Raw genomic sequence first — 24,266 nt, 5'->3', positions numbered from 1 at the left:
CTGCCTGGCTCAGTCCACCATCAGGGTGCTTGAGATCCATTGGTTGCGGCCTTGCTCTTTGGCTTTGTACAGATTGTCGTCGGCCAGCTTGAGCAGCGCTTCGCTGTTGAGGGTGCGGCTGGGTATGCAGAAAGCCAGCCCGATGCTGACTGTCACCCAGCCTGACACGGCAGAGGCCAGGTGCTCGATCCTGGCCTCCATAACGGCTTGTCGTGTGCGCTCGCCGATGGCCTTGAGATTGTCCATATTGGTCTGCGGATAAATGACCACAAACTCTTCACCGCCATAGCGCACTGCCAGGTCTCCGGCGCGCTTGGCCTGTTCGGCAATAATATGAGCCACGGTTTTGATGCAGTCATCACCCCGCTGATGGCCATAGTAATCGTTGTACTTTTTGAAAAAGTCGATGTCGATGAACATGACCGCCATGGCGGTGCCGTAGCGTTGAGCGCGGCGCCATTCCCGCTCGTAGAGGTATAGGCGATGATGACCACGTACAAGGTGCCGATCTGGGCGATCTGTTTGATAATGGGGTTGTCGAGATAATAGGGGCCAATGATGGTGAGTGCGATACCGCCGCCGGCACAGGTTGCGGCATAAACCTGATGCCAGTTGTCCAGAGGTTTGGCAAAAGCGCATGCGCCACCGATCAGCACAAAGCTCCCGACTGCCAGGTGCATATATGGCCAGTTTCCCAGGGAGTCATTGGGGATCAGGGCATAGATTCCAATACCCAGTAAGGCGTAAACCGCGAACACATAGGCGATGTTACGGCGTAAGGTGAAAATGGCCTGCTCCAGGTGTTGCTGCCGGAACTCCTGCTCCAGATGCGCAGGAAATTGCAGCCTCGGGAACCCGCTGTTAAGCACTGCCTGTATCTGCTGCATGTTGCTGGTGCGCAACGTTACCTCCTGCCCGCAATCATTCACTTCTGTTACTAACCATAGTTGAATTCGTGCGGGCTGTTGAGGCTAACCAGCAGGGTGGCCGGGGTGTGGGTCAGGCTACCTGGGTGGATTGCTGCGCCAGTGCGGCATTCACCGCCGACACGATGGCGTTCATGGACGCCAACAGCGTGTCGTCGTGTACGGCAGCTCCCTGATGACGGCTGCCCAAACAATTTATCTGCACGCAGGCAGCGGCCTGGCTTTCTGAGCTGTGCTGCAGACTGTGCTCCTCATAATCCAGTACATCCAGTTGCAGACCAAAGTGTTGATTGAGCCCGTTACAGAAGGCGGAAATGGCGCCGTTGCCGATGGCCTCAATGGTCACCAGTTCCCCCCGGTAGTCGACGGTGAAGCTGATTTGCTCGTTCTCAATGTGTTCCAGGCGATAGGATTTGATGCTCATGGGGGATTGCGCCATAAAATGCTGCTGGAACAGCGCCCATACCCGTTGTGAGGAAATTTCCCCGGAGGATTGCTCTGCATCCCCCTGCACTACGCGGCTCAAGGCAATCTGCATCCAGCGGGGCAGGATAATACCCTGATCCTTCTCCAAGACGAAGGCGACACCGCCTTTGCCGGACTGGCTGTTGATGCGCACCACCGCCTCGTAATCCCGCCCCAGATCGGCCGGGTCGATGGGCAGATAGGCCACATCCCAGAGATCTCCTGGCTGGCGTTTGCTCAGGCATTTGCGTATGGCATCCTGATGGCTGCCGGAAAACGCGGTGTACACCAGATCCCCCGCATAGGGGTGGCGGGGGTGCAGGGGAATCTTGGTGACATCCTGTACCACGGCAATGATTTCATCCATGGCGGACAAATCCAGTTGCGGGTTCACACCGCGGCTGTACAGGTTCATGGCCATGGTTACAATGTCCATGTTGCCGGTGCGCTCGCCGTTGCCCAACAGAGTGCCTTCCACCCGATCGGCACCGGCCATCATGCCCAGTTCAGCCGCGGCCACGCCACAGCCGCGGTCATTGTGGGTGTGCAGTGATACGATCACATGTTCCCGCTGCTGCACGTGCCGGCAAAAGTGCTCAATCTGATCGGCGTAAACGTTGGGGGTGGTCATTTCCACCGTGGCGGGCAGGTTGATAATAACCTTGTTATCGGGGCCCGGCTGCCACACATCAATCACCGCGTTGCACACCTCGGCGGCAAATTCCGGCTCGGTGCCGCTGTAGCTTTCCGGTGAATACTGAAACTGCCACTGGGTGTGGGGGTGTTGTTCTGCTGCGCTTTTTACCAGCCGTGCGCCATCAACGGCGATGTTTACGATTCCCGCCTTATCCAGCCCGAACACCTGTTCGCGCTGTACCGGCGAGGTGGAATTGTAAAGGTGAACGATGGCTTTGCGGGCGCCCTGCAAGGCGTCAAAGGAGCGCTTGATCAGCTCCGGGCGGGATTGGGTCAAGACCTGGATGGTGACGTCATCGGGCACCATGCCTTCCTCAATGATCGCTCTTACGAAGTCAAAGTCCGGTTGCGAGGCGGCGGGGAAGCCCACTTCGATTTCCTTGAAACCCACCTTCACCAGCAGGGCGAACAGACGCTTTTTTTCGGCCACCGACATGGGCTCGATCAGAGCCTGGTTGCCGTCCCGCAGATCCACGCTGCACCAGGCCGGCGCCTGCGTGATGACCTGATCCGGCCAGGTACGGTCGGTTAACTGAATGGGCAAATAAGGTGCGTATTTGCGGTGGTCGAAAGCCATGCTGGATCTCCGAAAAGCCGTGTTGGGGTAGGTCATGCCCGGGCCGGGGGTGGATTGCCTGGCCGGCTTTCCCGCCTTGTGGGCGGGCGATCCGCCACCGGATTAGGAGGGCCTTGTGAGCCCCGTTCCGGTGTTGGATACAGGCGGCGACCTGATGTAATACAGTGTATTGGAAGGGGAGTGGCATAGGATTGCGAAAATAGCGATATTTCACGGTCGGAGTGGTGGAATATTGCCTATAAATACATTATATTGGAATAATATTGTTTCTATAGCTCTGGGGGAGCAATGGATAAGTACGATCAGCGTATCTTGGAAGAAATTCAGCGTGATGGCCGTATCAGCAATCAGGATCTGGCGGATCGCATCGGTCTATCCCCCTCTCCCTGTCTGCGCCGGGTGCGTCAATTGGAGGAAGAAGGCGTTATCGACCGCTATGTGGCCCTGTTGGATGCCGATAAGCTGGGGTTGAAGATGACGGCGCTGATCCAGATTTCCATGGACAAGCACACGCCGGAGCGCTTCGCGGCATTTGAAGACAAGGTGTCCGGCTTCTCCGAGGTGCAATCCTGCTATCTCATTACCGGGCAGAGCGCTGATTACATTCTTAAGGTAGTGGTACGGGACATGGATCACTTTCAGACGTTTTTATTGGGTAAGCTGACCCGTATCGAGGGGGTGTCCGGGGTGCATTCCAGTTTTGTAATGCGCAAGGTGGTGGATAAAACCGCCATTCCCATCTGATGGTGGCGTGTTGCGTAAAGGCGAACCCGTGCCCCGGCGCATTTTTAGAGAACCCGATTGCGGATTACGGTATGATTCGCCCACTTTACTGCTCCAGGGTATTAGGACGACACCATGCATTGCCCCTTTTGTAACGCTGATGACACCAAAGTAATCGATTCCCGTCTTGTGGCGGAGGGTAACCAGGTGCGCCGCCGCCGCGAATGTCTGGCCTGCAATGAGCGCTTCACTACCTATGAGAGCGCGGAACTGGTGATGCCCAAAGTGGTGAAGTCGGACGGTACCCGCGAACCGTTTGACGAAAACAAGCTGCGCAGCGGGATTCAGCGCGCCCTGGAAAAACGTCCGGTGGCGGTGGAACAGGTGGAAGCGGCCATCAACAAGATCTGCCATAAATTGCGCGCCACCGGCGAGCGGGAGCTGCCTTCCCGGGCCTTGGGTGAACAGGTTATGGATGCCCTGCGGGAGCTGGATCAGGTGGCTTACGTGCGCTTTGCGTCGGTATACCGGGATTTTCAGGATATCAGCCAGTTTTCCGATGAAATCGCCCGGTTACAGAAGAATGGCAAGATCAACAGCCTGAAATAACCCTTTCCAGTATTAAATTCCTTGAAATCGGCAATTCACGCCCGCTATGCCAGGCCGTGGCCTGTGGTATACTCTGCGGCCGAAATTCCCAGGTAGTGGCCTAATTCCATGACCGCAGCGCTCTTTACCACAGCAGACCACCAGTACATGGCCGAAGCGATTCAGCTGGCCAGGCGTGGTCTGTATACCACTCACCCCAATCCCCGGGTGGGTTGCGTGCTGGTGAAGGCAGGCGAGGTAGTGGGGCGCGGCTGGCATCAGACCGCCGGTGCAGGCCACGCCGAAGTCAACGCCCTGCGCCAGGCGGGTGCCGCTGCCCGTGGTGCCACCGCTTACGTCTCTCTGGAACCCTGCAGTCATCATGGTAAAACCCCACCCTGCGCCGAAGCCCTGATCGCGGCCGGGGTGACCCGGGTGATCAGCGCCATGGAAGATCCCAATCCGCGGGTGTCCGGACGCGGACACCAACTGCTGACGGCGGCCGGCATAGAGACCTCCTCTGGTTTGTTACAAGCGCAGGCGGAAACCCTTAATCCCGGCTTCAACAAGCGCATGCGCTCAGGCTTGCCCTGGGTGTGGCTTAAGTCTGCCATGAGCGCCGATGGCCGCAGTGCCATGGCCAGTGGTGAGAGCAAGTGGATCACCGGCCCTGCGGCGCGCGCCGATGTGCAGCGTCTGCGGGCCCGGGTGGAAGCCATTGTCACCGGTGTGGAAACGGTATTGGCCGATGATGCCGCGCTCACGGTGCGACCCGAGCTGTGGCCCCAGTCAGTGGCCGGCGACGATGCTCTGTCCGGTTGGGCCTGGCCCGGGGATATTACCCCGCTGCAACCCCTGCGGGTTATCCTGGATTCCCGCCTGCGCACCCCGCCCGCAGCCAGTATTCTTCAACAGCCCGGCCACACCCTGGTGGTTTGCGTTAAGCCCGATGCCGCCCGCGAACAGGCGTTGCGTGCTGCCGGTGCCGAGGTGATCGCCCTGCCGGCGGGCGCGGGCGTTGCAGTGGATCGCGTGGATCTTAACGCCTTGTTGCAGGAGCTGGCACGGCGGGAAGTGAACGAAGTGCTGGTGGAGGCCGGCGCGGCTCTGGCGGGGGCCTTTGTTGAACAGCGGCTGGTGGATCAATGGATCTGCTACATGGCACCCAAGCTCATGGGCAGCGCGGCACGCCCGGTGCTGGCGCTGGATATACCGGCCATGAGCAGCACCCGGGGGCTACACTTAACGGACCTGCGTCAGATTGGCCAGGATATTCGAATGACCTATGGTTGGAGTGATTGATCATGTTTACGGGGATCATCGAAGCGGTGGGCAAAATTGCCAATATGGAAGCCAAAGGCGGCGATATGCGCTTGCGCATCCAGACCGGCAAGCTGGATCTGGCGGACGTGAAACTGGGCGACAGCATCGCTGTGAACGGGGTTTGCCTGACGGTGATCGATCTGCCGGGTGACGGGTTCTGGGCCGATGTGTCGCTGGAGACATTGAACCACACCAGTTTCAGTCAGCTGAAAAACGGCTCGCCGGTCAACCTGGAAAAGGCGCTGACCCCCACCACGCGTCTGGGGGGGCACCTGGTGTCCGGGCATGTGGATGGCCTGGGCGAAATGGTATCGCGGGAAGAAGACGCCCGCTCAATCCGCTATAAAGTGCGGGCGCCGGATGATCTGGCGAAATACATTGCCCACAAGGGCTCGATTTGCGTGGATGGCATCAGTCTGACGGTGAACGCGGTCAGTGGAGCCATATTCGATCTGAATATCGTTCCCCATACTGTGCAGGAAACCACGGTGGCACAGTGGCAACCCGGTGTGAAAGTGAATCTGGAAGTGGATGTGATCGCCCGTTATCTGGAGCGCATGCTGCTGGGCGACAAGGCTGCAGACCCGAAGGCCCAGGGCAAAGACATTAGCCTGGGTTTCCTGGCTGAAAACGGTTATCTAAAGTAAGGCTTTATATATGCAATTGAATACAGTTGAAGAACTGATTGAAGATATACGTCACGGCAAAATGGTCATCCTGATGGATGATGAGGACCGTGAGAATGAAGGTGATCTGGTGATTGCCTCCACCATGGTGCGCCCGGAAGACATCAACTTCATGATCAAGCATGCCCGTGGCCTGGTGTGCCTTACCATGACCCGTGAGCGGTGCCAGCAATTGAATCTGCCGTTGATGGTGCACGGCGCCAATGGCTCCCAGTTCGGCACCAACTTCACGCTATCCATTGAAGCGGCGGAGGGGGTTTCCACCGGTATTTCTGCGGCGGACCGTGCCCGTACGGTACAGGCAGCGGTGGCCCGTGATGCCAAGCCTTCGGATATCGTCCAGCCGGGCCATGTGTTTCCCATTATGGCGCAGCCCGGTGGTGTGTTGCGTCGGGCCGGGCATACGGAAGCCGGCTGCGATCTGGCGCGTCTGGCGGGGTTGGAAGCATCCTCGGTGATTGTGGAAATCATCAACGAAGACGGCACCATGGCACGGCGCCCGGACCTGGAGATTTTTGCCCAGGAGCACGGCCTTAAAATCGGCACCATTGCTGACCTGATCCATTACCGTACCGTGAACGAGCGTACGGTGGAGAAAATTCGCAGTGAAAAGCTGCCCACTCAATATGGCGATTTTCAGCTGGAATTGTTCCGTGATCTGATTGATGGCCAAAGCCACATTGCCCTGGTTAAGGGTGATGTTATGACCGTTGATGCGCCTTTTGTGCGCGTGCATGTGGCCGATCCGTTGCGTGACCTGATGATGGCGGTAAAGGCAAAGTCCAGCGGCTGGAGCCTGGAAAAAGCACTGAGTTTTCTGGGCAATCATACGGAGCCGGGTGTTGTGCTGTTGCTGGGTGATTCCTTTGAACGCCACAATATTGATGATCTGGTGGACAGCTTCTTTTCCGGCCGCCAGCCGTTGCGGCCGACCACCGGAGACGGCACCGGCATTTATCGCACCATCGGCACCGGGTCGCAGATTCTGCGGGATCTAGGGTTGACCAAAATGCGGCTGCTGAGCTCGCCCATGCGCTTTAACGCATTGTCCGGCTTTGATCTGGAAATCGTTGAGTACGTGGAAAGCGACGCGGCAGAATAAGTTTGAATTCTACATTGGTTTTATTGGAAATAAGGTAAAGACATGACAAACGTAAGCGTAGTGGAAGGCGATTTTCGCGCAACCGATGCCAAGTTCTCCATCGTGGTGGCACGTTTCAACAGCTTTGTAGTGGAAAGTCTGCTGACCGGTGCCATTGATGCACTGGTACGCCATGGGGTTTCTGAAACCAATATCGAAGTGATCCGGGTACCGGGTGCCTTTGAATTACCGTTGGCGGTAAAACAGGTGGCCATCAAGCGTAAGCCTGATGCCATTATTGCTCTGGGTGCGGTGATTCGGGGTGGCACGCCTCACTTTGATTATGTGGCCGGCGAGTGCACCAAGGGTGTGGCCAGTGTCATGCTGGATACCGACATTCCGGTCTCCTTTGGTGTGTTGACCACCGACACCATTGAGCAGGCCATTGAACGTTCCGGTACCAAAGCCGGAAACAAAGGTGCTGAGGCAGCTACCGGTGCCCTGGAAATGGTCAGCCTGTTTCGCAATCTTTAATTGAGGTCAGTGGTAATCCAATGAATACCGCTTCACAAAAACCGTCTCCTTCTGCGCGCCGCAAGGCGCGCCGGTTTACGGTGCAGGCACTGTACCAATGGCAGATGACCGGCGCCGGTCTGGGGGACATTGAAACCCAGTTTCGTGTGGATAACGACATGCGTAAAACCGACGTGTCGTATTTTCATGAGTTGCTGCATGAAATCCCCAAATGCATTAATGAACTGGATGGTTATTTTGCGCCGTTTCTGGATCGGGAACTGAAAGATCTCGACCGGGTGGAGCTGGCCATACTTCGCATCGGCACTTACGAGCTGAGCAAGCGGGTGGATGTGCCCTACAAAGTGGCCATTAACGAAGGCATCGAACTGGCGAAATATTTTGGTGCCACGGAAAGTCATAAATACGTGAATGGCATTCTGGATAAAGTGGCGCAAAAGCTGCGCGTACTGGAAATGAAAGCCAACGACAAACCAGGCGGGTAATCCAACCGGTGGCTATGAACGAGTTTGCGCTCATAGAGACCCATTTCAAACGCCTCAGTGATCGCACTGGGGCGTTGTTGTCTGCACGTGAGCCTGAATTGCCGGCGGATCTGGGCATCGGTGATGATTGTGCCCTGATGAGGGTACCGGATGGGATGCAGTTGGCCGTGTCCTCCGACACCTTGGTGGCGGGGGTGCATTTTCCCGGGCAGGCAACGCCGTTTGATATCGGCTATAAAGCATTGGCGGTGAATCTCAGTGATCTTGCCGCCATGGGGGCAACCCCGGCCTGGTTTTCTTTGTGCGTTACCTTGCAGGATCAAAGCGAAGACTGGATTACAGCCTTCTGTGAGGGCATGGCCGCTGTCACCCAGGGCAGCCCCATTCAGTTAGTGGGTGGCGATACAACGCGGGGGCCGTTGAGCATCTGCGTTCAGGTGATGGGGGTGGTGCCGGCGGGGCAGGCATTAACCCGCAGTGGTGCCCGGCCGGGGGATGAGGTGTATGTCTCAGGCTGTGTCGGTGAAGCGGCCCTGGGGCTGGCGCTGGCCCTTGATCCACAGGCAGCACAATGGCAACAGGCTCTGGACCACCCGCACCTGTTGGCGCGCCTGCACCGACCCACGCCCCGGGTTGCCCTGGGGCAGGCGTTGCGTGGTATCGCCAGCGCCTGCATCGATGTTTCCGATGGCCTGCTGGCCGATCTGAATCATGTGCTCAGGGCCAGCCAAGTGGGCGCTGAGCTTGAGCTGGATCTGATACCGGTGGCGGCGGGGCAGGATCGAATGATCAGCATCACGGCCGGTGATGATTACGAATTGTGTTTTACCGCCCCCGCCCATGCCCGATCCCAGGTGATTGCCTTGGCGCAGTCGCTGTCACTGCCTGTTTCAATGATCGGCTGCATCAGCAAGGCTCAGGGGTTGCGGGATCAGGATAACCAGGCCCTTACTCCCGCCGGTTACCAACATTTTTGAGCACGGATCCTTTTTATGAACTCAGTTCCCCGCAGTGCGTTTCGCAATCCCATTCATTTTCTCGCCATCGGGTTGGGCAGCGGCGCGGCACCCAGGGCACCAGGCACCTTCGGAACCGCAGCGGCGGTGCTACTGTATATTCCCCTGGCCCAGTTGCATCCCTGGTGGTATCTGGCAATGCTGCTGACTTCAGCACTGGTGGGTATTTACCTGTGTGACAAAACCTCCCGTGACTGGGGCGTGCACGATCACGGTGCCATCGTCTGGGATGAGTTTGTGGGGATGTGGATCACCCTGTTTTTGATTCCGCCCGTCTGGTATTGGGTATTGCTGGGTTTTCTTCTGTTTCGCCTGTTTGATATCTGGAAGCCCTGGCCGATTCGTTATGTTGATCGCCAGGTTCACGGTGGCTTTGGCATCATGCTGGACGATATTCTGGCGGGGCTTATGGCCTGGGCTGTATTGTTTCTGTCGGTTCAACTGGTTACCGCAATTTGATTGCACCTTGAGCGGGCTCTGAGCGGATGGTCTGGTTGGTGTCTATACTGATCAGGGTAGCTTCAGTCAGAACCGTCAGGAGGCATGGGTTGGATGATCGAGCAGGCTAATTACCGAGCATTAGGATGTGCGGAGTGTTCTCAGGGGGAGGCATTGGGGTTTGATTTCAGCATGGCTTTCCAACCCATCGTGGATATTCGGCAAGGTGTGGTATTTGCCCAGGAGGCGTTGGCCCGTGGGCTGGGGGGGGAATCCGCGGCGACGGTGTTCCGGCATGTGAATCCGGATAACCAGTACCGGTTTGACCAGACTTGCCGCGTCAAGGCAATTAAGCTGGCGGCAGAATTGGGGATTCAGAGCAACGTCAGCATCAACTTTATGCCCAATGCCGTGTATAAACCGGAGCTTTGCATTCGCACCACGCTTAACGCTGCCCAGGATTATGGCTTTCCGGCTGAACGTATTATTTTTGAGTTTACGGAAAACGAGCGGGTTGCGGACCCGCAACACCTGCTGGACATCATCAATTGCTACAAGAGCCTGGGTTTTAAAACGGCCCTGGATGATTTTGGTGCCGGCTATGCCGGATTGAACCTGCTCAGCAAGGTGCAGCCGGATTTGCTGAAAATTGATATGGAGTTGGTGCGGGATGTCCACCGGTTGCCGGTCAAGCAAGCCATCGTCAGATCAATAGTGGCTATGTGTAATGATCTTGAGGTGGACGTAGTGGCCGAGGGTGTGGAAACAGCCGAGGAGTATGACTTTCTCAAGTCACTGGGCATACATCTGTATCAGGGGTATTATTTTTCCAAACCTGCCTTTGAGAGCAACCCTCCGTTGGATGTGTCGTTGCTCTAGCATCTTGCCATCGTTGGGCCATCGATCACCCATTGCTAGCGAGTAAAACCTGCTTCGGTGAATTATCCATTTTGGACGATTTCGCCATTGTCCGGCGGGTAGATTCGCCTCCATCATGGCAGCGGTAACCCATTAAACAGGAGCAGACCCATGAGTATCATCACCTCTACAGAGCAGGACAACGTGCAAATCATCCAGTGGGACGATGGTAAGGCTAACGCCGTGTCCGCGCCGTTGTTGCAGGAATTGAATCAGGCCCTGGATCAGGCAGAACGGGATAAGCGGGTGGTGTTGCTGGTGGGGCGTCCCGGGCGTTTTTCTGCCGGCTTCGATTTGCAGGTGATGGGGCAGGGTGGTACGGCCATGGCCGAGTTGGTGGTGGGCGGAGCCAGGTTGGCGTTGCGTCTGATGCAGTTTCCCACACCGGTGGTGATGGTGTGCAGCGGCCACAGCCTGGCCATGGGTGGCTTGCTGTTGCAGGTGGGGGATTATCGTCTCGGTGTGTCCGGCGACTTTAAAATCGGCTTGAACGAGGTGGCCATCGGCATGACCATGCCCTGGTTTGGTGTGGAGATTTCCCGTGGCAGGCTACAGCCTTCTCACTTTCAACGCGCCGTCGTGAACTCGGAAATCTACACTCCGGAAACGGCGTTGGCGGCGGGGTTTCTTGATCAGGTCTGTGCCCCTGAGGTTATTATGGAGACGGCAATGCGGGTGTCGGCATCCCTGTCCCAGCTCAACATGGCGGCCCACCACGCTACAAAATTACGGGTACGGGAACAATGGGCCGCCGCCGTCAGGGGCGGAGTCAGAAAGGATTTTGGTGAGAATGCACTGCCTCTGTAGCACCCCGGTCACTGGACTGCTGCGGTAAGAAACTGGCGGTAAGCATCATGCACCTGCTGGGGCGCTTCCCATTGCGGATAGTGGCCGATGTCCTGCAGCGAGATAATCATTAACGGGTTGCCCACCGCTTCCTTGTAGCGGGCCACCATATGGGCGCCGGAAATGGGATCCATACTGCCATTGATCAGCCCGATGGGAATGCGCTGCTGTTCCAGTGCCCCTACCCAGCGTGGCCGGTGGTGGCGGCGTTGCTTCATGTAGTCGATCAGTTTGTGCAGCGTGCGGCGGCCATTGTTGAAATTGATCACCTCCCAAAAGCCGTCTATCAGGGCGTCGTCGGGTTGGGTGTCGGGGCCGAAGATCCGGCTCATGGTTTTGTACAGGGTCTGCCTGCCCATGTGGCGGGTCAGAAAAGGGCCAAGGGGGCCGGCCAAGAGCCTCTGGACCAGCCGCGGGCGGTGGGTTTCGGGAAACAGGCCGCCGTTCAACAAACACAGCGATTGCCATTGTGGTGTGGCCCGTTCGTTCTGGCGCGCCAGCAACTCCTGGGCTACGGTATCGCCGTAATCATGGGAGATAACATGAAACCGCTGCAGCCCCAGCTGTGTCACCAGGGCTTCCACAATATCCGCCTGTTCCTGAATGCGATAATGGTATGGATAGGGTTTGTCGGAAAAACCAAAACCCAACAGATCCAGGGCCACCAGGCGGAAATCGTTTTCCAGCAGCGGCCACAGTTGCTCCCAATCCCAGCTCGATGTGGGGTATCCGTGCAGTAGCAGAATGCAGGGGCGATCCGTTTGCGCATCCGCGCCGGCGGAATCCACCACAAAGATGCTGTGGCCATTGAGGCGTTTGAGCGTGCCCAATGCTTTCCACTGCCGAGGGGTAAAATTCATGGCGGGTCCTGATTATTGTTTTTCGCCAGTTAACATGGCTTGGCGGTGGCTTGTCAAATGCAGGGGCACCGCCAGGCCATGGACACCGGCTATTTTTTCTGGCCCCGCCGGTTTTCGATACGAGCGATAAAATCCTGCATGATCTGCTCGTACAGCTGGTTTTCCAGAAACCGGTCTTCCACTCCATGTTCAATGCTGGGGTTGTCGTTCACCTCGATCACCACGGCGCGATCCCCGGATTGTTTGATATCAACACCATACAGACTGTTACCGATCAGGCGGGTGGCCTTGAGGGCGGCATCCAGTACCACTTTGGGGGCTTCGTAGGTGGGCATGGTATCAAAGCCACCGCTGGTGAAGCGGGTGTTCTTGCTGGCGTGGTTGTAGATCTGCCAGTGATCCTTGGCCATATAATACCGGCACGCGTAGAGCGGCTTGTTGTTGATCACACCAATGCGCCAGTCAAAATCGGTGAACAGGAATTCCTGGGCCAGTACCAGGGCCGACTTCTTGAACAGGCTCTGCAGTTTGGCCTCGAATTCCTCCGGCGTATTTACCTTGAATACGCCCTGGGAAAAAGCACCGTCGGGAATCTTCAGCACAATGGGAAAACCGATGTCCTCCATGGCGGCCTGTAACGCTGCTTTATCCTGCTTGCTCAGGATATGGGTTTTGGGGGCGGGTACCTGATTGACGTTAAACAGATCCGTCAGGTAGACCTTGTTGCAACAGCGCAGAATGGAGGTGGGATCATCGATCACCACCATGCCTTCTGATTCGGCTTTTTTGGCAAAGCGAAAAGTATGATGGTCGATGGCGGTGGTTTCGCGGATAAACAGGGCATCGTACTCTGCCAGGCGCACATAATCCTTGCGGTCAATGATGTCCACATCAATGCCCAGCCGGTTACCCTCTTTGATAAAGCGTTTAATGGCCTTGGCATCACTGGGGGGCAGCTTTTCATCCTTGTTGGCCAGAATGGCCAGGTCATAGCGGTACTGCTTGCGTGCTTTGGGGGAACGCCAGATTTTATGACTGAAGCGGTCCAGGGCATCGGCAAAGGCCGTCTGCTGATCGTCGGTTTTGAGATGATGGGGGGACAGCGCCTGCAATTCGGTAATCTGCCAGCGTTCGGCAAAGCGCAGGCTAACCTGCAGAATGGGGCAGGGAAATTTTTCGAACAGATCCTTGGCCAGTGACTTGAATTCCGGTTTTTCGGTGGCCCCAAAATAAGTAATGAAGGTGAGATCATTTTCCTTATGGGATTTCTGGATCTCGGAATTGCTGAGCTCGGTGAGGTCATCCAGATGCAGCGTGTACAACGATTTCTGGTTGAGATCGTTGATCACCCGCAGTGAGGGCATCACATGGTGATCGCGGGCCTCTCCCAGTAAGGAGCAATAGTACCCTTTGGACAGATACTTGTAACTGCGACACAGATTGATAACCCGGGTCCGGGTTTTCTTTTTGCCATCCTGGCGGCTGAGGTAAGCATCAAAGGTGATGACGTCTTCAGCGGGAAAATAGGGCGCCCAGTCTTTCAGAGAATCGACGACCACAAGAAGCTGTGACATGGTTTCCTGCTTGTTGATGAGTAAAGTAAAGATCCGTGTTGGCGCGGATTCAGGGGTTCCGGAAGCGGCCTTGCGTGAAATATTGGATTCAACCTGCGCTAAAAACAAGGGGTATTCCCAACTATTTTTAAGCGGTCTTCTGGTAAAAAAACAGGGCCAGGGTTAGTCTGTTTGTTCATCGCAAACAGAGAGTGTAATCCATGCTGTCACCCTTGCTTTCACAGCGGGAATTGTCCGTTTTTTCAACCTCCTACAGAGCGGCTGAGCAGGCTTTTCTGGGCGCGGTGTCGGCATTGGGGCCCCTGGCCCGGGCCCGCGCGCTGCCTTATGTGGGCCATGGCCCCGCTGACGAGGCGCTGGCCACGCAGCAGGTCTGGATCGGTGATCCGGAGGCCAGGCGGGTGCTGGTGTTATTGTCGGCGGTGCATGGTGTGGAAGGCTTCTGTGGCTCCGCCGTACAGCAGGATCTGGTGCGGCGCCTGTCCAGCGGGCAAATAACGCTGCCGCCGGGGCTGGCCGTTCTGCTGGTGCACGGGGTGAATCCCTGGGGCTTTGCCTGGTGCCGGCGGGTGGATGAGCAGGGCATTGATGTGAACCGTAACTTTGTTGATTTCTCGCAGCCGCTGCCGGACAACCCCGGTTATCGAGAGCTGGCCCAGGCGCTGGTGCCTACAGAGGCAGAGCCCGATGCAGAGCTGCTGGTGCGCAATGAACAGCAGCTGATGGCGTATCTGCAGCATCATGGGCAGTTTGATTATGAGCTGGCGGTGAGCGGAGGCCAGTACGAGTTTGCCGATGGCCTGTTTTATGGTGGGCAGGGCAAGAGCCAGGCGCGCCTGAACCTGGAGCAGGTGTTGCAGGAGCTGGATTGCGCTGCCCGCGATGTGGCGGTCATTGATCTGCACACTGGCCTGGGCCCCTATGGCCATGGTGAGTTGATTTGCGATCATCCCCTGGCAAGCCCGGGGCTGGCTACGGCGCAACACTGGTATGGTGATGCCGTTACCATCCCGGCGGGCGGGGACAGTTGTTCGGTGCCGAAAACCGGGCTGGTGGATTATGCCTTTCATCAGGTGATGGGGCCGCGCAGCTGTTACGTTACCCTGGAGTTCGGTACCTATCCCATTGCCGAACTGCTGCGTTGTCTGCGGGAGGATCATCGGGTGCGCAAACCCGGTCAGCAGGCAGCGTCCAATGAGAGCGAGCGTGTGCGCCTGCAATTGTTAAAGCAGTTTTATCCGGCGCAGCCACAATGGCAAACGCTGGTGCTGTTGCGTGGTCGGCAGGTGATTCAATTGGCCTGCCAGGGCTTGATGAATGGTTGATAACAATGTTCGTCTGCGCCCTGCAACGCTGCAGGATCTGGATCAACTGGTGGCACTGGAGTTGAGTTGCTTCGATTCCGATCGCATGAGTAAACGCAGTTTCAAGCATCAGTTGCAGCAGGATCATAACCTGTTGCTGGTGGCGGAAAAAACAGTGGAAAAACACCAGGGTAGTGACCATGCTCCGCCGTTGCTGGGGTATGTGTTGGTGTTTATGCGCCAGGGCACCAGCCTGGCCCGCCTGTATTCCATTGCCGTTTCCCCCGCGGCCCACGGTTTGGGGATCGGGCGCCGCCTGCTGGAAGAGGCGGAGGAGGATGCCGCAGAAGAAGGGCGTATGTTCATGCGCCTGGAGGTGCGGCGCGACAACCAGGCGGCGATCCAGCTCTACCAGCGTTTGGGTTATCGCCAGTTCGGACTGTACACGGATTATTACGAAGATCATGCCGATGCCCTGCGTTTCCAGAAGCGGATCATTCCCCATGAGCGCTTGGAGGAGCATCTGGCCGAGCCCAGTGAGCGGGTGGCCTATTACGCCCAAACCACTGATTTTACCTGTGGAGCCGCCTCGTTATTGATGGCCATGAATGACCTGGATGAATCCGTGATCTGTGACCGGCGCTCAGAGTTACAGATCTGGCGTGAGGCCACCACCATCTTCATGACCTCCGGTCATGGTGGGTGCGGGCCCCACGGTTTGGCCTATGCCGCCGCCAAGCGCGGTTTTAACGTGGATGTTTACGTTAACCAGCCGGGCCCACTGTTTACCGAAGGGGTGCGCAACGACAGTAAGAAGCAGGTGCTGGAACTGGTGCATCATGACTTTCTGGAGAAGCTGACAGAGCTGCAGGTGCCGTTGCACCAGGAGGTCCTGTCGCTGGCGCGCATGAAATGGTTGCTGGACGACAACGCGTTGCCGCTAGTGCTCATCAGCACCTATCGTTTCGACCGGCGCAAGGCACCCCACTGGGTGCTGTTGGTGGATATGGACGATGACTTTGTCTATATTAATGATCCGGACATCGACGAAAATGAGCAGAGTTCCCAGCTGGACAAGCATTATCTGCCCATCCCCAGAGACAGCTTTGAAATGATGCTGTACTTTGGCCAGAACCGTTTGCGTTGTGCTGTGGTTGTCAGGTCGGGGCACAGCCATGCAGGGTGCTTCACAACAGAATAAAAGGCCGCATTGCCAAAGACCGCATTGCAGAGCCAGGCACGGCCAAACCGAATTGACACAGAACAACAACTAAGGGCTGTATCGGGTGAATTTCCCCTTTCCCATTATCGATCCCCATATTCATCAGTGGGATTTGATCAACACACCACGCATTCTGACCTGGCCGAAACGCCTGTTGGGTTGGAACCGCTATCTGTATGAATCCGCCATTCGCCTGGGGGCCAGTGAAACCGATAAACGTTACGTGGGGCGCCCGGATTTTGTTGCCCATAATTATCTACCGGCGGATTACGCAGCCGATGCCGCCGACCTGCCCGTTACCCAGGTTGTGCACGTTGAAGCGGAATGGCGTGATCGTAAGGGTTTGGGGCCGGCACAGGAAACCCGTTGGCTGGAGCAGCTTTTTGGCGACAGCACCCCGGGCCTGGGGGCGGTGGTGGGTTATGTGGGGCTGGAACAAGCCAACGCCGCCCAACTGATTGCGGCCCATATGCAGGCCAGCACAAGGTTTAGCGGTGTGCGACAGATGCTGGCGTTTGATCTGGATGACGGCATCATGCGTTTCTGCCCGCGCCCCTATCTTTCCCGTGATCATCACTGGCGTCGGGGCCTGGCGTTGCTGGAACAGCACAACCTGAGTTTTGATGCCTGGTTTTTCCATCATCAGCTTGATGAGCTGGTGGCATTGGCGAAAGATTTTCCCGGCATCACTTTTGTGCTCGATCACATGGGAACGCCCATCGGTGTTGGCGGACAGTTCTCTTCCTATGGCCGCACCGCAGAGGCCCGCGACGTGATTTTGCGAACCTGGCAGATGCACCTTAATGAGCTGGCGGAGTTACCCAATGTGATGGTGAAACTGTCGGGTATGTTCATGCCGGTACTGGGCTGGGGGTTTGAGCACCGCGTTACCGCACCCTCACCACAGGAACTGATGGACAAGGCCGGGCCACTGTTTGATTTTGTATTGCAGACGTTCGGTGTTGAGCGCTGCATGTTTGCCTCGAATTTTCCTATGGACAAAGTGTCCCTGTCGTTGCGTCAGCTGTATGAATTTTACCGGGCGCTGGTGTCAGCTTATCCGGAGGCCAGCCAGCGTAAACTGTTTCATGATAATGCAGCCCGTGTTTATCGGATTGGCCTGCCCCTATTAGGTGAGTGAGGGAAAGTGTGAGTACAACCAGCGACATTAAGAATGCCTGTATCCTGCTGGTGGAAGATCATCAGCAGCTGGCGGAAACCACTCTGGATTTTCTCGAGGGAGCCGGTTTCGAAACCGACTACGCGGCGGATGGATTGAGTGCACTGCAGCTGGCGGCGGGCAACCGCTATGATGCCATCGTTCTGGATGTGATGTTGCCGGGGGTGGACGGCTTTACGGTTTGCCAGCGATTGCGGCGGGAACAGGGCAGCGATGTGCCGATTTTGATGCTGACGGCGCGGGATCAACTGGAAGACAAGTTGGAAGGATTCCAGATGGGGGCCGATGATTACCTGGTGAAACCCTTTGATATGCCGGAACTGGCTGCGCGCCTCATGGCCATGGTGCGGCGCCAGCGCGGAGAGTTGGCGGCCAACCGGTTACAGGTGGCCGACCTGGTGCTGGATGCCGGTACCTTTGAGGTGATGCGTGCCAACCAGGTTATTTCGTTGTCCCCCACCTGTTTCCGGATTCTGAAAATACTGATGCGGGAGTCACCGCGCCTGGTTACCCGGGAATCGCTGGAGCAGGAGCTGTGGGGAGATACGCCGCCGGACAGCGATACCCTGCGCAGTCATCTGTACAAACTGCGCCAGGCCATTGATAAGCCATTTGACACAGCGCTGCTGCAAACCATCCCCGGGCAGGGTTTTAAACTGGCGGTCATGCGTTGAACCACAAGCCGTCCAGCTTTTTCAGGTTGCGGCCACGTTGACCCGAAAACAGGAGCCTTCACCCAGCTGGCTGCTGACGCTGATCTCCCACTCCAGTTCCTGACAGACTTTCTGCACGATGGCCAGGCCCAGACCGAAGCCTTTCTCCCGGCGATGATCAATGCGGTAGAAAGGATCAAAAATGCGCGCCAGTTTATCCTCTTCAATCCCCATGCCCGTGTCTTTGACACTGAAACCTTCGGCATCAATGATGACTTCAACCCGCCCCCTATCCGTGTAGGCCAGCGCGTTTTTCAACAGGTTGGTGAGCAGGATGCGAATCAATTTGGGGGATCCACTAAGCGAAAGAAAACCGTTGTTGATCATATCCAGGTGCACATCCGGATTGGGTTGGGTTTCCCGCAGTTGCTCTACTACCAGTTCCGCCAGATCGTTAAACAGCAACGGCTCATGATGCACGCTTTGATGGGATTCCCGGGCCAGCTCCAGCAGAGCATCCAACAGGGATTCCATGTCCGTTACGGTGTTGTCGATGCGTTTCACCTGGCGCTTGCTGCGTTCGCTGAGCTGCTCCTGTTGCAGGTTGGCAACCGAACCCTTGATCACGCTCAGCGGGGTTCGTAGTTCGTGACTGGCATAGCGCGTGAAGTTGCGTTCACGCTCAACAAAGTCATCCATGCGGGTGATGAATGAATCGATGGCATCCACCAACACGAAGGTTTCTTCCTCGGCAGTCGTGCGCAGATCCGATAAATCCAGCCTGGTTGTCCGTGATGGTTCCAGCTCATGTTGTTCAACGCGACGTGCCAGGTGCATGATGGGAGAGACGGCTTTTTTGGCCTGGCTGTAGGTGAAATACGCCAGCCCGTACAGTACCAGCAGCACCAGCGTGAGCGGTACGATACCGAAGAAGAAGGAAAGCCGGCTCACCTGCTTTTCGTTGAAGATCAGGTACAGGGTGTCAGCCCCGCGCTGGGAGACGTGCACAATGGGTTTGCTGCTGTTGACCTCCACCCGGGACATTCCCTGGGGCAAACCGATCAGCCAGCCCGGCAGATTGCGGGTATCGCCGGACACAGACAGGTATCCCTGCAGGTTGAGGGAATCCGGCAGTGAGGCCCGCGGATTTTTCTGGTGGCGCTGCCAGAAGTAATCCGCCTCCCCCTCCAGGGCCTGGTTAACCAGAAATTCTTCCGTAATCAGGGCGGCCGCCAGCACCCCGAACACGGTGACGGTACTGATCAACAGAATCTGGATGAAATAGATTTTCAGCAGTTTTCTGCTGATGCCGGTACGTTGCAAGGGCGTTCCCTGAAAGAGGTGAATGACGTAAGCGTAGTTCATGGCATTACCATAGCGCCAGCGCTGTGAAAATTGTGTGAAGGTTTGGCCGGCCGCGGTTTCAGCGGTCAAGCCGCGGCCCTGGAAATTCGGTATCATGCGGGTTCTTTGTTATTAACCTGTTGTTGTTTATGTAGGATATTCATGAGGGAAACCATGTCTTTATCACCGCAAACCCTGTCTTTGGAGGACGCCATTACCCAGCGCCGGTCCGTGCGCGGCTATCTGGATAAGGAAGTGCCACCGGAAACCCTGGAGGCCATCTTCACCCTGGCCCAGCGGGCGCCGTCCAATTGCAACATCCAGCCGTGGAAGGTGTATGTGGCGTCCGGTGCATTAAAGGATCGAATCCGCGATCAAATGGTGGCAAAGGTGATGCAGGGGGTGCCGTTTAACTCCGATTACGACTATCCGGAGACCTTTGATGGCGAGTACCGCAAGCGCCAGGTGGCCTGCGCCGTGGAACTGTATGGCAATATGGGCATCGAGCGCGGTGACAAGGAAGGCCGGGCCCGGGCGCACCTGCGAAACTTCCAGATGTTTGACGCGCCCCATGTGGTGTTCATCGGCATGGATCAAGCCTTCGGCGCCTCGGTGGCCATCGATGTGGGTATGTACATGCAGACCCTGATGCTGTCCATGACCGCCCATGGCGTCGGGTGTTGCCCCCAGGGCACCATGCGTTATTATCCGGACATCGTGCGTGAGGCCTTTGCCATTGATGATCACATTAATATTCTGTTGGGGATCAGCTTTGGATTTGAAGATCCTGCCGTGCCGGCCAACCAAACCTGGATCGATCGCGAGCCCATCGACAAACTGGTGACCTTTAAACGCTGATGCAAGCCCTGACCTATTCCCGTTTCGGCAGCGCTGACTGCCTGCAACTGACAGAGCTGGACGCACCCCAGCCCCGGGCCGGACAGGTGCTGGTGCAGGTGGCCGCCGCCGGGCTCAACCCCATTGATGTGAAGACCCGGGCCGGCAAAGGCTTTGTGGCGCAGCAATTGGGGCACCGTTTCCGGTTTGTGCCCGGCTATGATCTGGCCGGTACCCTGTTGCAGGGCAGCGATCGGTTGCCTGCCGGGGCAGCGGTTATCGGCATGGTGGGCTTTCCACTGGCCGCCGGTGCCTGCGCGCAGGTGTGTGCCGTGGACCCGCCCGCACTGGTGGCGGCCCCGGGCAACCTGCCTTTGGCAGAGGCAGCCGGCCTGCCCCTGGCGGGGCTCACCGCCTGGCAGGGGCTGTTTCAGCACGGCGCACTGCAGCCCGGTCAGCGCTTGCTGGTGCTGGCCGGTGCCGGTGGTGTCGGCCATTTGGCCGTGCAATTGGGGGGCTGGGCCGGGGCCAGCGTTGGGGCCACGGCCTCCGCCGGCAACCATCCGTTTCTGTCCCGGCTGGGGGTGTCGCAGTGCATGGATTACCGTGTGCCCGGGCACCTGGCCGGGGCGGGGCAGTGGGATCTGATTCTGGATCTGGTGGGGGGAAATACCGGGCGTGATGCGCTACCCTACCTGGCCCCAACAGGCCTGATGCTCACCGTGCCCACCATCACCGCCGCAGAGCTGACGGCGGCGGGAGAGGCCCAGGGGAAACGGGTTCTGGGTTACACGGTACAACCCAACCGCGAACACCTACAACAACTGGTGGCGCTGGTGGAAGCCGGTAGCCTGCGGTTGCACATCAGCCGCCGCTTTCCTCTGGATCAGGCTGCCGAGGCCCATCGCCTGCTGGAGTCGGGCCATGTGAACGGTAAAGTGATTTTAGAAATGCCGTTAGGTTAAGCTGAGGATGAGACAAGACGGAATCGTGGCCGCCGGTTTCGTGCGAAGACAAGCACCCGTATAATGGCCCTCCCAGATGTGAGAGGTTGCCATGCCCGTTTCCGATTTTATTGCCCACCAGATTGACCGCGCCACCCCGGACCAGTCCGCCACCGTGCATTACCGCGATGACAGCATTGCATTGGATGATCACGCCAGCCAGTTGCTGAACGAAATCAAACAGGCTTTCAGCACCAAAACCTCCAAGCGTTATGGCCAGTTCAATCCGGATCTGGGGGAAAACCCGGTACCGGCCTGGCTGCGGGATTTTCTCAAACAGCAAATGCCGTTTTCCACCTTAAGCAAAAAGCTCACCGAGCATTTTGTGGTGCTGCTGGAGCAGATGGAAGCCACCTTTCAGGGCCACTTGCTGTTCTGGCAGGAAAATAATGCCGATGCCGAGTGGCTGTACGTGGCCCACTTGCAACATCAGACCGGTCTGGTGATCAACAGCCATCTGGAGATTTCCGAAACCGTGTACGCGGATTTATCCCACATTGGTTTTTGTGCCCGGGTCAACCTGACCCATTGGGCTGATAACCTGTCGGAGAAATTTCTTACCATTTCCAAAAATCGCGGCAATCGGGAACTGCTGGATCTGTTCAACCAATGGATTGGTTTTGCGGACACGGTAAATGTCACCGCCGATACCAATGAATTTTTGAATATCGTGGAAGCCTACGCCGAGAACCTGCCGCAAGCGGAGAGCAAAGAGTATCGGGAAAAGGTGGTGGACTACTGCATTGAACAGGATAAACAGGGCGAACCGGTGGTGTACAAAGAACTATCCTATTATCTGGATGACGCCGAACCGGAGCGCTTCGAGCGCTTCGTGCAGGAGCAGCAGGAACAACCGCGTGAAGATCTGATTCCGGATAAAAACCGCCTGCGCAAGTACGTGCGCTTCAGCGGCCGCAGCAAAGAGATGAGCCTGCAATTTGCCGCCTCCCTGTTAGGGGAGGAAGTGGAGTTCGACGCGGCCAATGAACGGTTGGTGATTAACAAAATTCCCAAATCGTTGTTGGGGCAGTTGAAGAAACATCGCGGATAAGAAAATCACGAATAAAGCACAAGGGGAAGGGGATCGGTGCGCAAGCGGCCCTGTTGATATCAGCCGATCCCCACAAGCACCTCACAGACCGGTCACTGTATTACGATAATCCTGCCTGGCCCCGGATGGGTATTCCGCCACTAAGGCTTTTAATCCGTTGAGCGTTTTAACCGGCACCTCGGTGGACAATTGATTGATGAGCCAGGTGGGCAGCGTACCACCGGGATCGGCATGGCCGAAGGTTCTGACCCGGGTGCTGCCATCTGCCAGCGGGGTGAGCTCCCAAATCACCGTGGCATCCTCAATGCGAATGTGTTTGCTTGTTGGCGCCAAGACATCGCTGGTTGCCACTCCTACGGCTTTTATCACGTTGGTTGCCGGATCTTCATGCCAGGTGATGCGGGCCAGCGTATCCCGATCCTTCACAGGAAATGGCATGTCGCTGGCGGTGTAAACCAGGTCAGTGTTCGGTGTTTCCTGCTTGTGGCGATAGGATTCACCGCACCGGTAGACCCACTCAGAGCAGGTGGCGGGGTTGCGGATGATGGCCACCAGATCGTAGGTGGCGGCATCAATCACCGTCTCAGCCAGGTACGCGCGATAGGGCGAGTGGGGCACTGCGGCGGTTGACACCTTGATGTCGTCTTTTTCTTTTTCCAGTTGCCAGTTCAGGCTATCAAAATCCTCAGCGATGGGTTGGCTTGCGGCGCTGGCGGTGTGGGATACAAGCAGGGCTAAGAATAAGAGTAGAGTTTTCATAATGGCTTCCTCATTGGCTTGGGTTATTGCCTTATATACGGAACCCAACATGAGAAAGTTGCAGTGTGGAGGGGATAGAAGTGTGTGAATATTACCAATTCGCGCCGGCAGCCCGGCCTACACAAACAGAATCAGCACACCCAGGGCGTACAGAAACAGAATGCCCATGCTCTCGAAACCAATATTGGCGACGCCTCGCCTTTCCCGGGCGAGCAAGCCCATGGCGAGCAGCCCACCCATGGCCAGATTGAGCGTGATCCAGAAGAACAACCGGTCGTCCAGTTGGTGATAGATGGAACCGTCGCGGTAGGCAATATCCGAAAAAGCCGCAAACAGCGCATCGTAGGCGTTGCCGCCGATGATGGCGCTCACCGCCAGGGTCAGTGCCCCCCGGCGTACGGCGGCAACGGAGGTAACCAGCTCCGGCAGGGAAGTTGCCACCGAGGTCATCAATGCGCCCACCACCACCGCCTCGACACCGGTAATGTCAATCAGGCGGGTTGCCGTACCCTCCAGAATCCATCCGGCCAAGCCCATCAACGTGGCATAAAAAACAAACCGGGCCCACAGGTGGGACAGATTGAGGAAACGGGCATTTTCATCGGGCACATCGGTAACCGTGTCTGCGGTTCTTACCGGGCGCCACATGGGCCGCCCTTTGAACTTGTTGATCAGGTACACACCATACAGGTAAACCCCGATCACAATGGGGGTGCCGGGGTGAATACCCCACAGAGTCCATTCAGGTGAATAGGCGGCCATCATCACAATGGACAGAACCAGCACCAGCAAAGCACATTGGAAGATGTTTTCCAGGGAAGCCGCAGCGTGCTCCAGGTTAACCTTGCGCAGCGCCATATCCGCGATGGCCAGAAACGCCATCTGCGCCGCCATACCGCCAAACGCATTGCTTAGTGCCAGTTCCGGTGCGCCGTTCCAGGCGGCGCTGACCGACAGCACACTGCCGGAAATAGAGGTAACCGCACCCAGCAGCACGCCCCCCATCAAGGCCTCGCCCAATCCGGCACGATCCGCCAGTTGATCCGCCACCGCCGAAAGCCGGGTGCCGCTTACCCCAATGACACCGGCACAGGCCAGGAAAATGGCGATGGTGGCAAACAGACTATCGGGCAGAACGTTCAACACGTGGATAAACTATCGGTTGCGTAACGGGAT

At 57.0% G+C, this 24,266-nt stretch carries 25 protein-coding genes; 18 read left to right on the top strand and 7 right to left on the bottom strand.

The annotated features are described in order from the left end of the window. Positions 1-9: 9 nt before the first annotated feature. A complete protein-coding gene (locus D9N13_RS21635; RefSeq protein WP_290594054.1) occupies positions 10-639 on the bottom strand; it encodes a diguanylate cyclase in 630 nt (209 codons plus the stop codon). A 360-nt stretch (positions 640-999) separates the two neighbouring features. Continuing rightward, the gene (gene leuA, locus D9N13_RS21630) at positions 1,000-2,664 is read right to left on the bottom strand and encodes a 2-isopropylmalate synthase (protein ID WP_290594053.1); all 1,665 of its coding nucleotides are present in this window, start codon (positions 2,662-2,664) and stop codon (positions 1,000-1,002) included. Positions 2,665-2,952: 288 nt separating this feature from the next. On the opposite strand from leuA, the gene D9N13_RS21625 reads away from it, so the two are divergent. From D9N13_RS21625 to D9N13_RS21575, 11 genes are all read left to right on the top strand, one after another. Next, positions 2,953-3,408 carry an Lrp/AsnC family transcriptional regulator gene (locus D9N13_RS21625; protein WP_290594052.1) on the top strand — a complete coding sequence of 152 codons (456 nt, stop codon included), beginning with the start codon at positions 2,953-2,955 and terminating at the stop codon, positions 3,406-3,408. Positions 3,409-3,522: 114 nt separating this feature from the next. After that, positions 3,523-3,996 carry a transcriptional regulator NrdR gene (gene nrdR, locus D9N13_RS21620; RefSeq protein WP_290594051.1) on the top strand — a complete coding sequence of 158 codons (474 nt, stop codon included), beginning with the start codon at positions 3,523-3,525 and terminating at the stop codon, positions 3,994-3,996. Positions 3,997-4,104: 108 nt separating this feature from the next. Beyond that, positions 4,105-5,277: a bifunctional diaminohydroxyphosphoribosylaminopyrimidine deaminase/5-amino-6-(5-phosphoribosylamino)uracil reductase RibD gene (ribD, locus tag D9N13_RS21615; RefSeq protein WP_290594050.1), complete on the top strand. Its 1,173-nt coding sequence runs from the start codon at positions 4,105-4,107 to the stop codon at positions 5,275-5,277. Positions 5,278-5,279: 2 nt separating this feature from the next. Further along, positions 5,280-5,945 carry a riboflavin synthase gene (locus D9N13_RS21610; RefSeq protein WP_290594049.1) on the top strand — a complete coding sequence of 222 codons (666 nt, stop codon included), beginning with the start codon at positions 5,280-5,282 and terminating at the stop codon, positions 5,943-5,945. 10 nt (positions 5,946-5,955) lie between these two features. Then, positions 5,956-7,086, top strand: coding sequence for a bifunctional 3,4-dihydroxy-2-butanone-4-phosphate synthase/GTP cyclohydrolase II (ribBA, locus tag D9N13_RS21605; RefSeq protein ID WP_290594048.1), 1,131 nt, complete (start codon positions 5,956-5,958; stop codon positions 7,084-7,086). Positions 7,087-7,128: 42 nt separating this feature from the next. Further along, on the top strand, positions 7,129-7,599 hold the full coding sequence (ribE, locus tag D9N13_RS21600) for a 6,7-dimethyl-8-ribityllumazine synthase (RefSeq protein WP_290594047.1): 471 nt from the start codon (positions 7,129-7,131) through the stop codon (positions 7,597-7,599). Positions 7,600-7,619: 20 nt separating this feature from the next. Further along, positions 7,620-8,084 (top strand): transcription antitermination factor NusB, encoded by a 465-nt coding sequence (gene nusB, locus D9N13_RS21595; RefSeq protein ID WP_290594046.1) that lies wholly within the window; start codon positions 7,620-7,622, stop codon positions 8,082-8,084. A gap of 14 nt (positions 8,085-8,098) precedes the next feature. After that, a complete protein-coding gene (thiL, locus tag D9N13_RS21590) occupies positions 8,099-9,061 on the top strand; it encodes a thiamine-phosphate kinase (protein WP_290594045.1) in 963 nt (320 codons plus the stop codon). A 15-nt stretch (positions 9,062-9,076) separates the two neighbouring features. Then, complete coding sequence (locus D9N13_RS21585; RefSeq protein WP_290594044.1) at positions 9,077-9,559, top strand: phosphatidylglycerophosphatase A; 483 nt, start codon at positions 9,077-9,079, stop codon at positions 9,557-9,559. Positions 9,560-9,652: 93 nt separating this feature from the next. Further along, positions 9,653-10,417: an EAL domain-containing protein gene (locus D9N13_RS21580; RefSeq protein ID WP_290594043.1), complete on the top strand. Its 765-nt coding sequence runs from the start codon at positions 9,653-9,655 to the stop codon at positions 10,415-10,417. A 150-nt stretch (positions 10,418-10,567) separates the two neighbouring features. Further along, positions 10,568-11,263, top strand: a complete 696-nt coding sequence (locus tag D9N13_RS21575; protein WP_290594042.1) for a crotonase/enoyl-CoA hydratase family protein — start codon at positions 10,568-10,570, stop codon at positions 11,261-11,263. A gap of 8 nt (positions 11,264-11,271) precedes the next feature. Here D9N13_RS21575 and D9N13_RS21570 read toward each other — a convergent pair whose 3' ends face one another. Both D9N13_RS21570 and D9N13_RS21565 read right to left on the bottom strand, forming a co-directional pair. Continuing rightward, positions 11,272-12,162, bottom strand: a complete 891-nt coding sequence (locus tag D9N13_RS21570; RefSeq protein WP_290594041.1) for an alpha/beta fold hydrolase — start codon at positions 12,160-12,162, stop codon at positions 11,272-11,274. 89 nt (positions 12,163-12,251) lie between these two features. Further along, positions 12,252-13,736, bottom strand: a complete 1,485-nt coding sequence (locus D9N13_RS21565) for a RimK family protein (RefSeq protein ID WP_290594040.1) — start codon at positions 13,734-13,736, stop codon at positions 12,252-12,254. A gap of 200 nt (positions 13,737-13,936) precedes the next feature. Between D9N13_RS21565 and D9N13_RS21560 the strand changes: the two genes are divergently transcribed. From D9N13_RS21560 to D9N13_RS21545, 4 genes are all read left to right on the top strand, one after another. Continuing rightward, complete coding sequence (locus D9N13_RS21560; protein WP_290594039.1) at positions 13,937-15,061, top strand: DUF2817 domain-containing protein; 1,125 nt, start codon at positions 13,937-13,939, stop codon at positions 15,059-15,061. Beyond that, a complete protein-coding gene (locus D9N13_RS21555) occupies positions 15,054-16,241 on the top strand; it encodes a GNAT family N-acetyltransferase/peptidase C39 family protein (RefSeq protein ID WP_290594038.1) in 1,188 nt (395 codons plus the stop codon). Before D9N13_RS21560 ends, D9N13_RS21555 begins: the two co-directional genes overlap by 8 nt. 85 nt (positions 16,242-16,326) lie before the next feature. Then, on the top strand, positions 16,327-17,403 hold the full coding sequence (locus D9N13_RS21550) for an amidohydrolase family protein (RefSeq protein WP_290594037.1): 1,077 nt from the start codon (positions 16,327-16,329) through the stop codon (positions 17,401-17,403). An 8-nt stretch (positions 17,404-17,411) separates the two neighbouring features. After that, positions 17,412-18,116, top strand: a complete 705-nt coding sequence (locus D9N13_RS21545) for a response regulator transcription factor (RefSeq protein ID WP_317622544.1) — start codon at positions 17,412-17,414, stop codon at positions 18,114-18,116. 21 nt (positions 18,117-18,137) lie between these two features. Here D9N13_RS21545 and D9N13_RS21540 read toward each other — a convergent pair whose 3' ends face one another. After that, the gene (locus D9N13_RS21540) at positions 18,138-19,556 is read right to left on the bottom strand and encodes a sensor histidine kinase (protein WP_290594036.1); all 1,419 of its coding nucleotides are present in this window, start codon (positions 19,554-19,556) and stop codon (positions 18,138-18,140) included. Positions 19,557-19,613: 57 nt separating this feature from the next. Here D9N13_RS21540 and D9N13_RS21535 point away from each other — a divergent pair, with 57 nt between their 5' ends. The 3 genes from D9N13_RS21535 (at position 19,614) to D9N13_RS21525 (ending at position 22,331) form a co-directional block, all read left to right on the top strand. Next, positions 19,614-20,297 carry a nitroreductase gene (locus tag D9N13_RS21535; protein WP_290594035.1) on the top strand — a complete coding sequence of 228 codons (684 nt, stop codon included), beginning with the start codon at positions 19,614-19,616 and terminating at the stop codon, positions 20,295-20,297. Continuing rightward, positions 20,297-21,241 carry an NADP-dependent oxidoreductase gene (locus tag D9N13_RS21530; RefSeq protein ID WP_290594034.1) on the top strand — a complete coding sequence of 315 codons (945 nt, stop codon included), beginning with the start codon at positions 20,297-20,299 and terminating at the stop codon, positions 21,239-21,241. Before D9N13_RS21535 ends, D9N13_RS21530 begins: the two co-directional genes overlap by 1 nt. Before the next feature lie 91 nt (positions 21,242-21,332). Next, a complete protein-coding gene (locus D9N13_RS21525; protein ID WP_290594033.1) occupies positions 21,333-22,331 on the top strand; it encodes a nucleoid-associated protein in 999 nt (332 codons plus the stop codon). Positions 22,332-22,412: 81 nt separating this feature from the next. Here the strand turns inward: D9N13_RS21525 and D9N13_RS21520 are convergent, their stop codons facing one another. After that, positions 22,413-23,090 (bottom strand): START domain-containing protein, encoded by a 678-nt coding sequence (locus tag D9N13_RS21520; RefSeq protein WP_290594032.1) that lies wholly within the window; start codon positions 23,088-23,090, stop codon positions 22,413-22,415. A gap of 117 nt (positions 23,091-23,207) precedes the next feature. Next, positions 23,208-24,236, bottom strand: a complete 1,029-nt coding sequence (locus D9N13_RS21515; protein WP_290594031.1) for a sodium:calcium antiporter — start codon at positions 24,234-24,236, stop codon at positions 23,208-23,210. Positions 24,237-24,266 lie beyond the last annotated feature (30 nt).

It is taken from the genome of Ketobacter sp. GenoA1 (assembly GCF_003671475.1).
Classification (GTDB): domain Bacteria; phylum Pseudomonadota; class Gammaproteobacteria; order Pseudomonadales; family Ketobacteraceae; genus Ketobacter.
This window is presented reverse-complemented; position numbering and strand designations above follow the sequence as displayed.

Coding starts and splice junctions, on each gene's coding strand:
- D9N13_RS21635 (WP_290594054.1), bottom strand. CDS start 639: ATGCGCTTTTGCCAAACCTCTGGACAACTGGCATCAGGTTTATGCCGC.
- leuA (WP_290594053.1), bottom strand. CDS start 2,664: ATGGCTTTCGACCACCGCAAATACGCACCTTATTTGCCCATTCAGTTA.
- D9N13_RS21625 (WP_290594052.1), top strand. CDS start 2,953: ATGGATAAGTACGATCAGCGTATCTTGGAAGAAATTCAGCGTGATGGC.
- nrdR (WP_290594051.1), top strand. CDS start 3,523: ATGCATTGCCCCTTTTGTAACGCTGATGACACCAAAGTAATCGATTCC.
- ribD (WP_290594050.1), top strand. CDS start 4,105: ATGACCGCAGCGCTCTTTACCACAGCAGACCACCAGTACATGGCCGAA.
- D9N13_RS21610 (WP_290594049.1), top strand. CDS start 5,280: ATGTTTACGGGGATCATCGAAGCGGTGGGCAAAATTGCCAATATGGAA.
- ribBA (WP_290594048.1), top strand. CDS start 5,956: ATGCAATTGAATACAGTTGAAGAACTGATTGAAGATATACGTCACGGC.
- ribE (WP_290594047.1), top strand. CDS start 7,129: ATGACAAACGTAAGCGTAGTGGAAGGCGATTTTCGCGCAACCGATGCC.
- nusB (WP_290594046.1), top strand. CDS start 7,620: ATGAATACCGCTTCACAAAAACCGTCTCCTTCTGCGCGCCGCAAGGCG.
- thiL (WP_290594045.1), top strand. CDS start 8,099: ATGAACGAGTTTGCGCTCATAGAGACCCATTTCAAACGCCTCAGTGAT.
- D9N13_RS21585 (WP_290594044.1), top strand. CDS start 9,077: ATGAACTCAGTTCCCCGCAGTGCGTTTCGCAATCCCATTCATTTTCTC.
- D9N13_RS21580 (WP_290594043.1), top strand. CDS start 9,653: ATGATCGAGCAGGCTAATTACCGAGCATTAGGATGTGCGGAGTGTTCT.
- D9N13_RS21575 (WP_290594042.1), top strand. CDS start 10,568: ATGAGTATCATCACCTCTACAGAGCAGGACAACGTGCAAATCATCCAG.
- D9N13_RS21570 (WP_290594041.1), bottom strand. CDS start 12,162: ATGAATTTTACCCCTCGGCAGTGGAAAGCATTGGGCACGCTCAAACGC.
- D9N13_RS21565 (WP_290594040.1), bottom strand. CDS start 13,736: ATGTCACAGCTTCTTGTGGTCGTCGATTCTCTGAAAGACTGGGCGCCC.
- D9N13_RS21560 (WP_290594039.1), top strand. CDS start 13,937: ATGCTGTCACCCTTGCTTTCACAGCGGGAATTGTCCGTTTTTTCAACC.
- D9N13_RS21555 (WP_290594038.1), top strand. CDS start 15,054: ATGGTTGATAACAATGTTCGTCTGCGCCCTGCAACGCTGCAGGATCTG.
- D9N13_RS21540 (WP_290594036.1), bottom strand. CDS start 19,556: ATGATACCGAATTTCCAGGGCCGCGGCTTGACCGCTGAAACCGCGGCC.
- D9N13_RS21535 (WP_290594035.1), top strand. CDS start 19,614: ATGTCTTTATCACCGCAAACCCTGTCTTTGGAGGACGCCATTACCCAG.
- D9N13_RS21530 (WP_290594034.1), top strand. CDS start 20,297: ATGCAAGCCCTGACCTATTCCCGTTTCGGCAGCGCTGACTGCCTGCAA.
- D9N13_RS21525 (WP_290594033.1), top strand. CDS start 21,333: ATGCCCGTTTCCGATTTTATTGCCCACCAGATTGACCGCGCCACCCCG.
- D9N13_RS21520 (WP_290594032.1), bottom strand. CDS start 23,090: ATGAAAACTCTACTCTTATTCTTAGCCCTGCTTGTATCCCACACCGCC.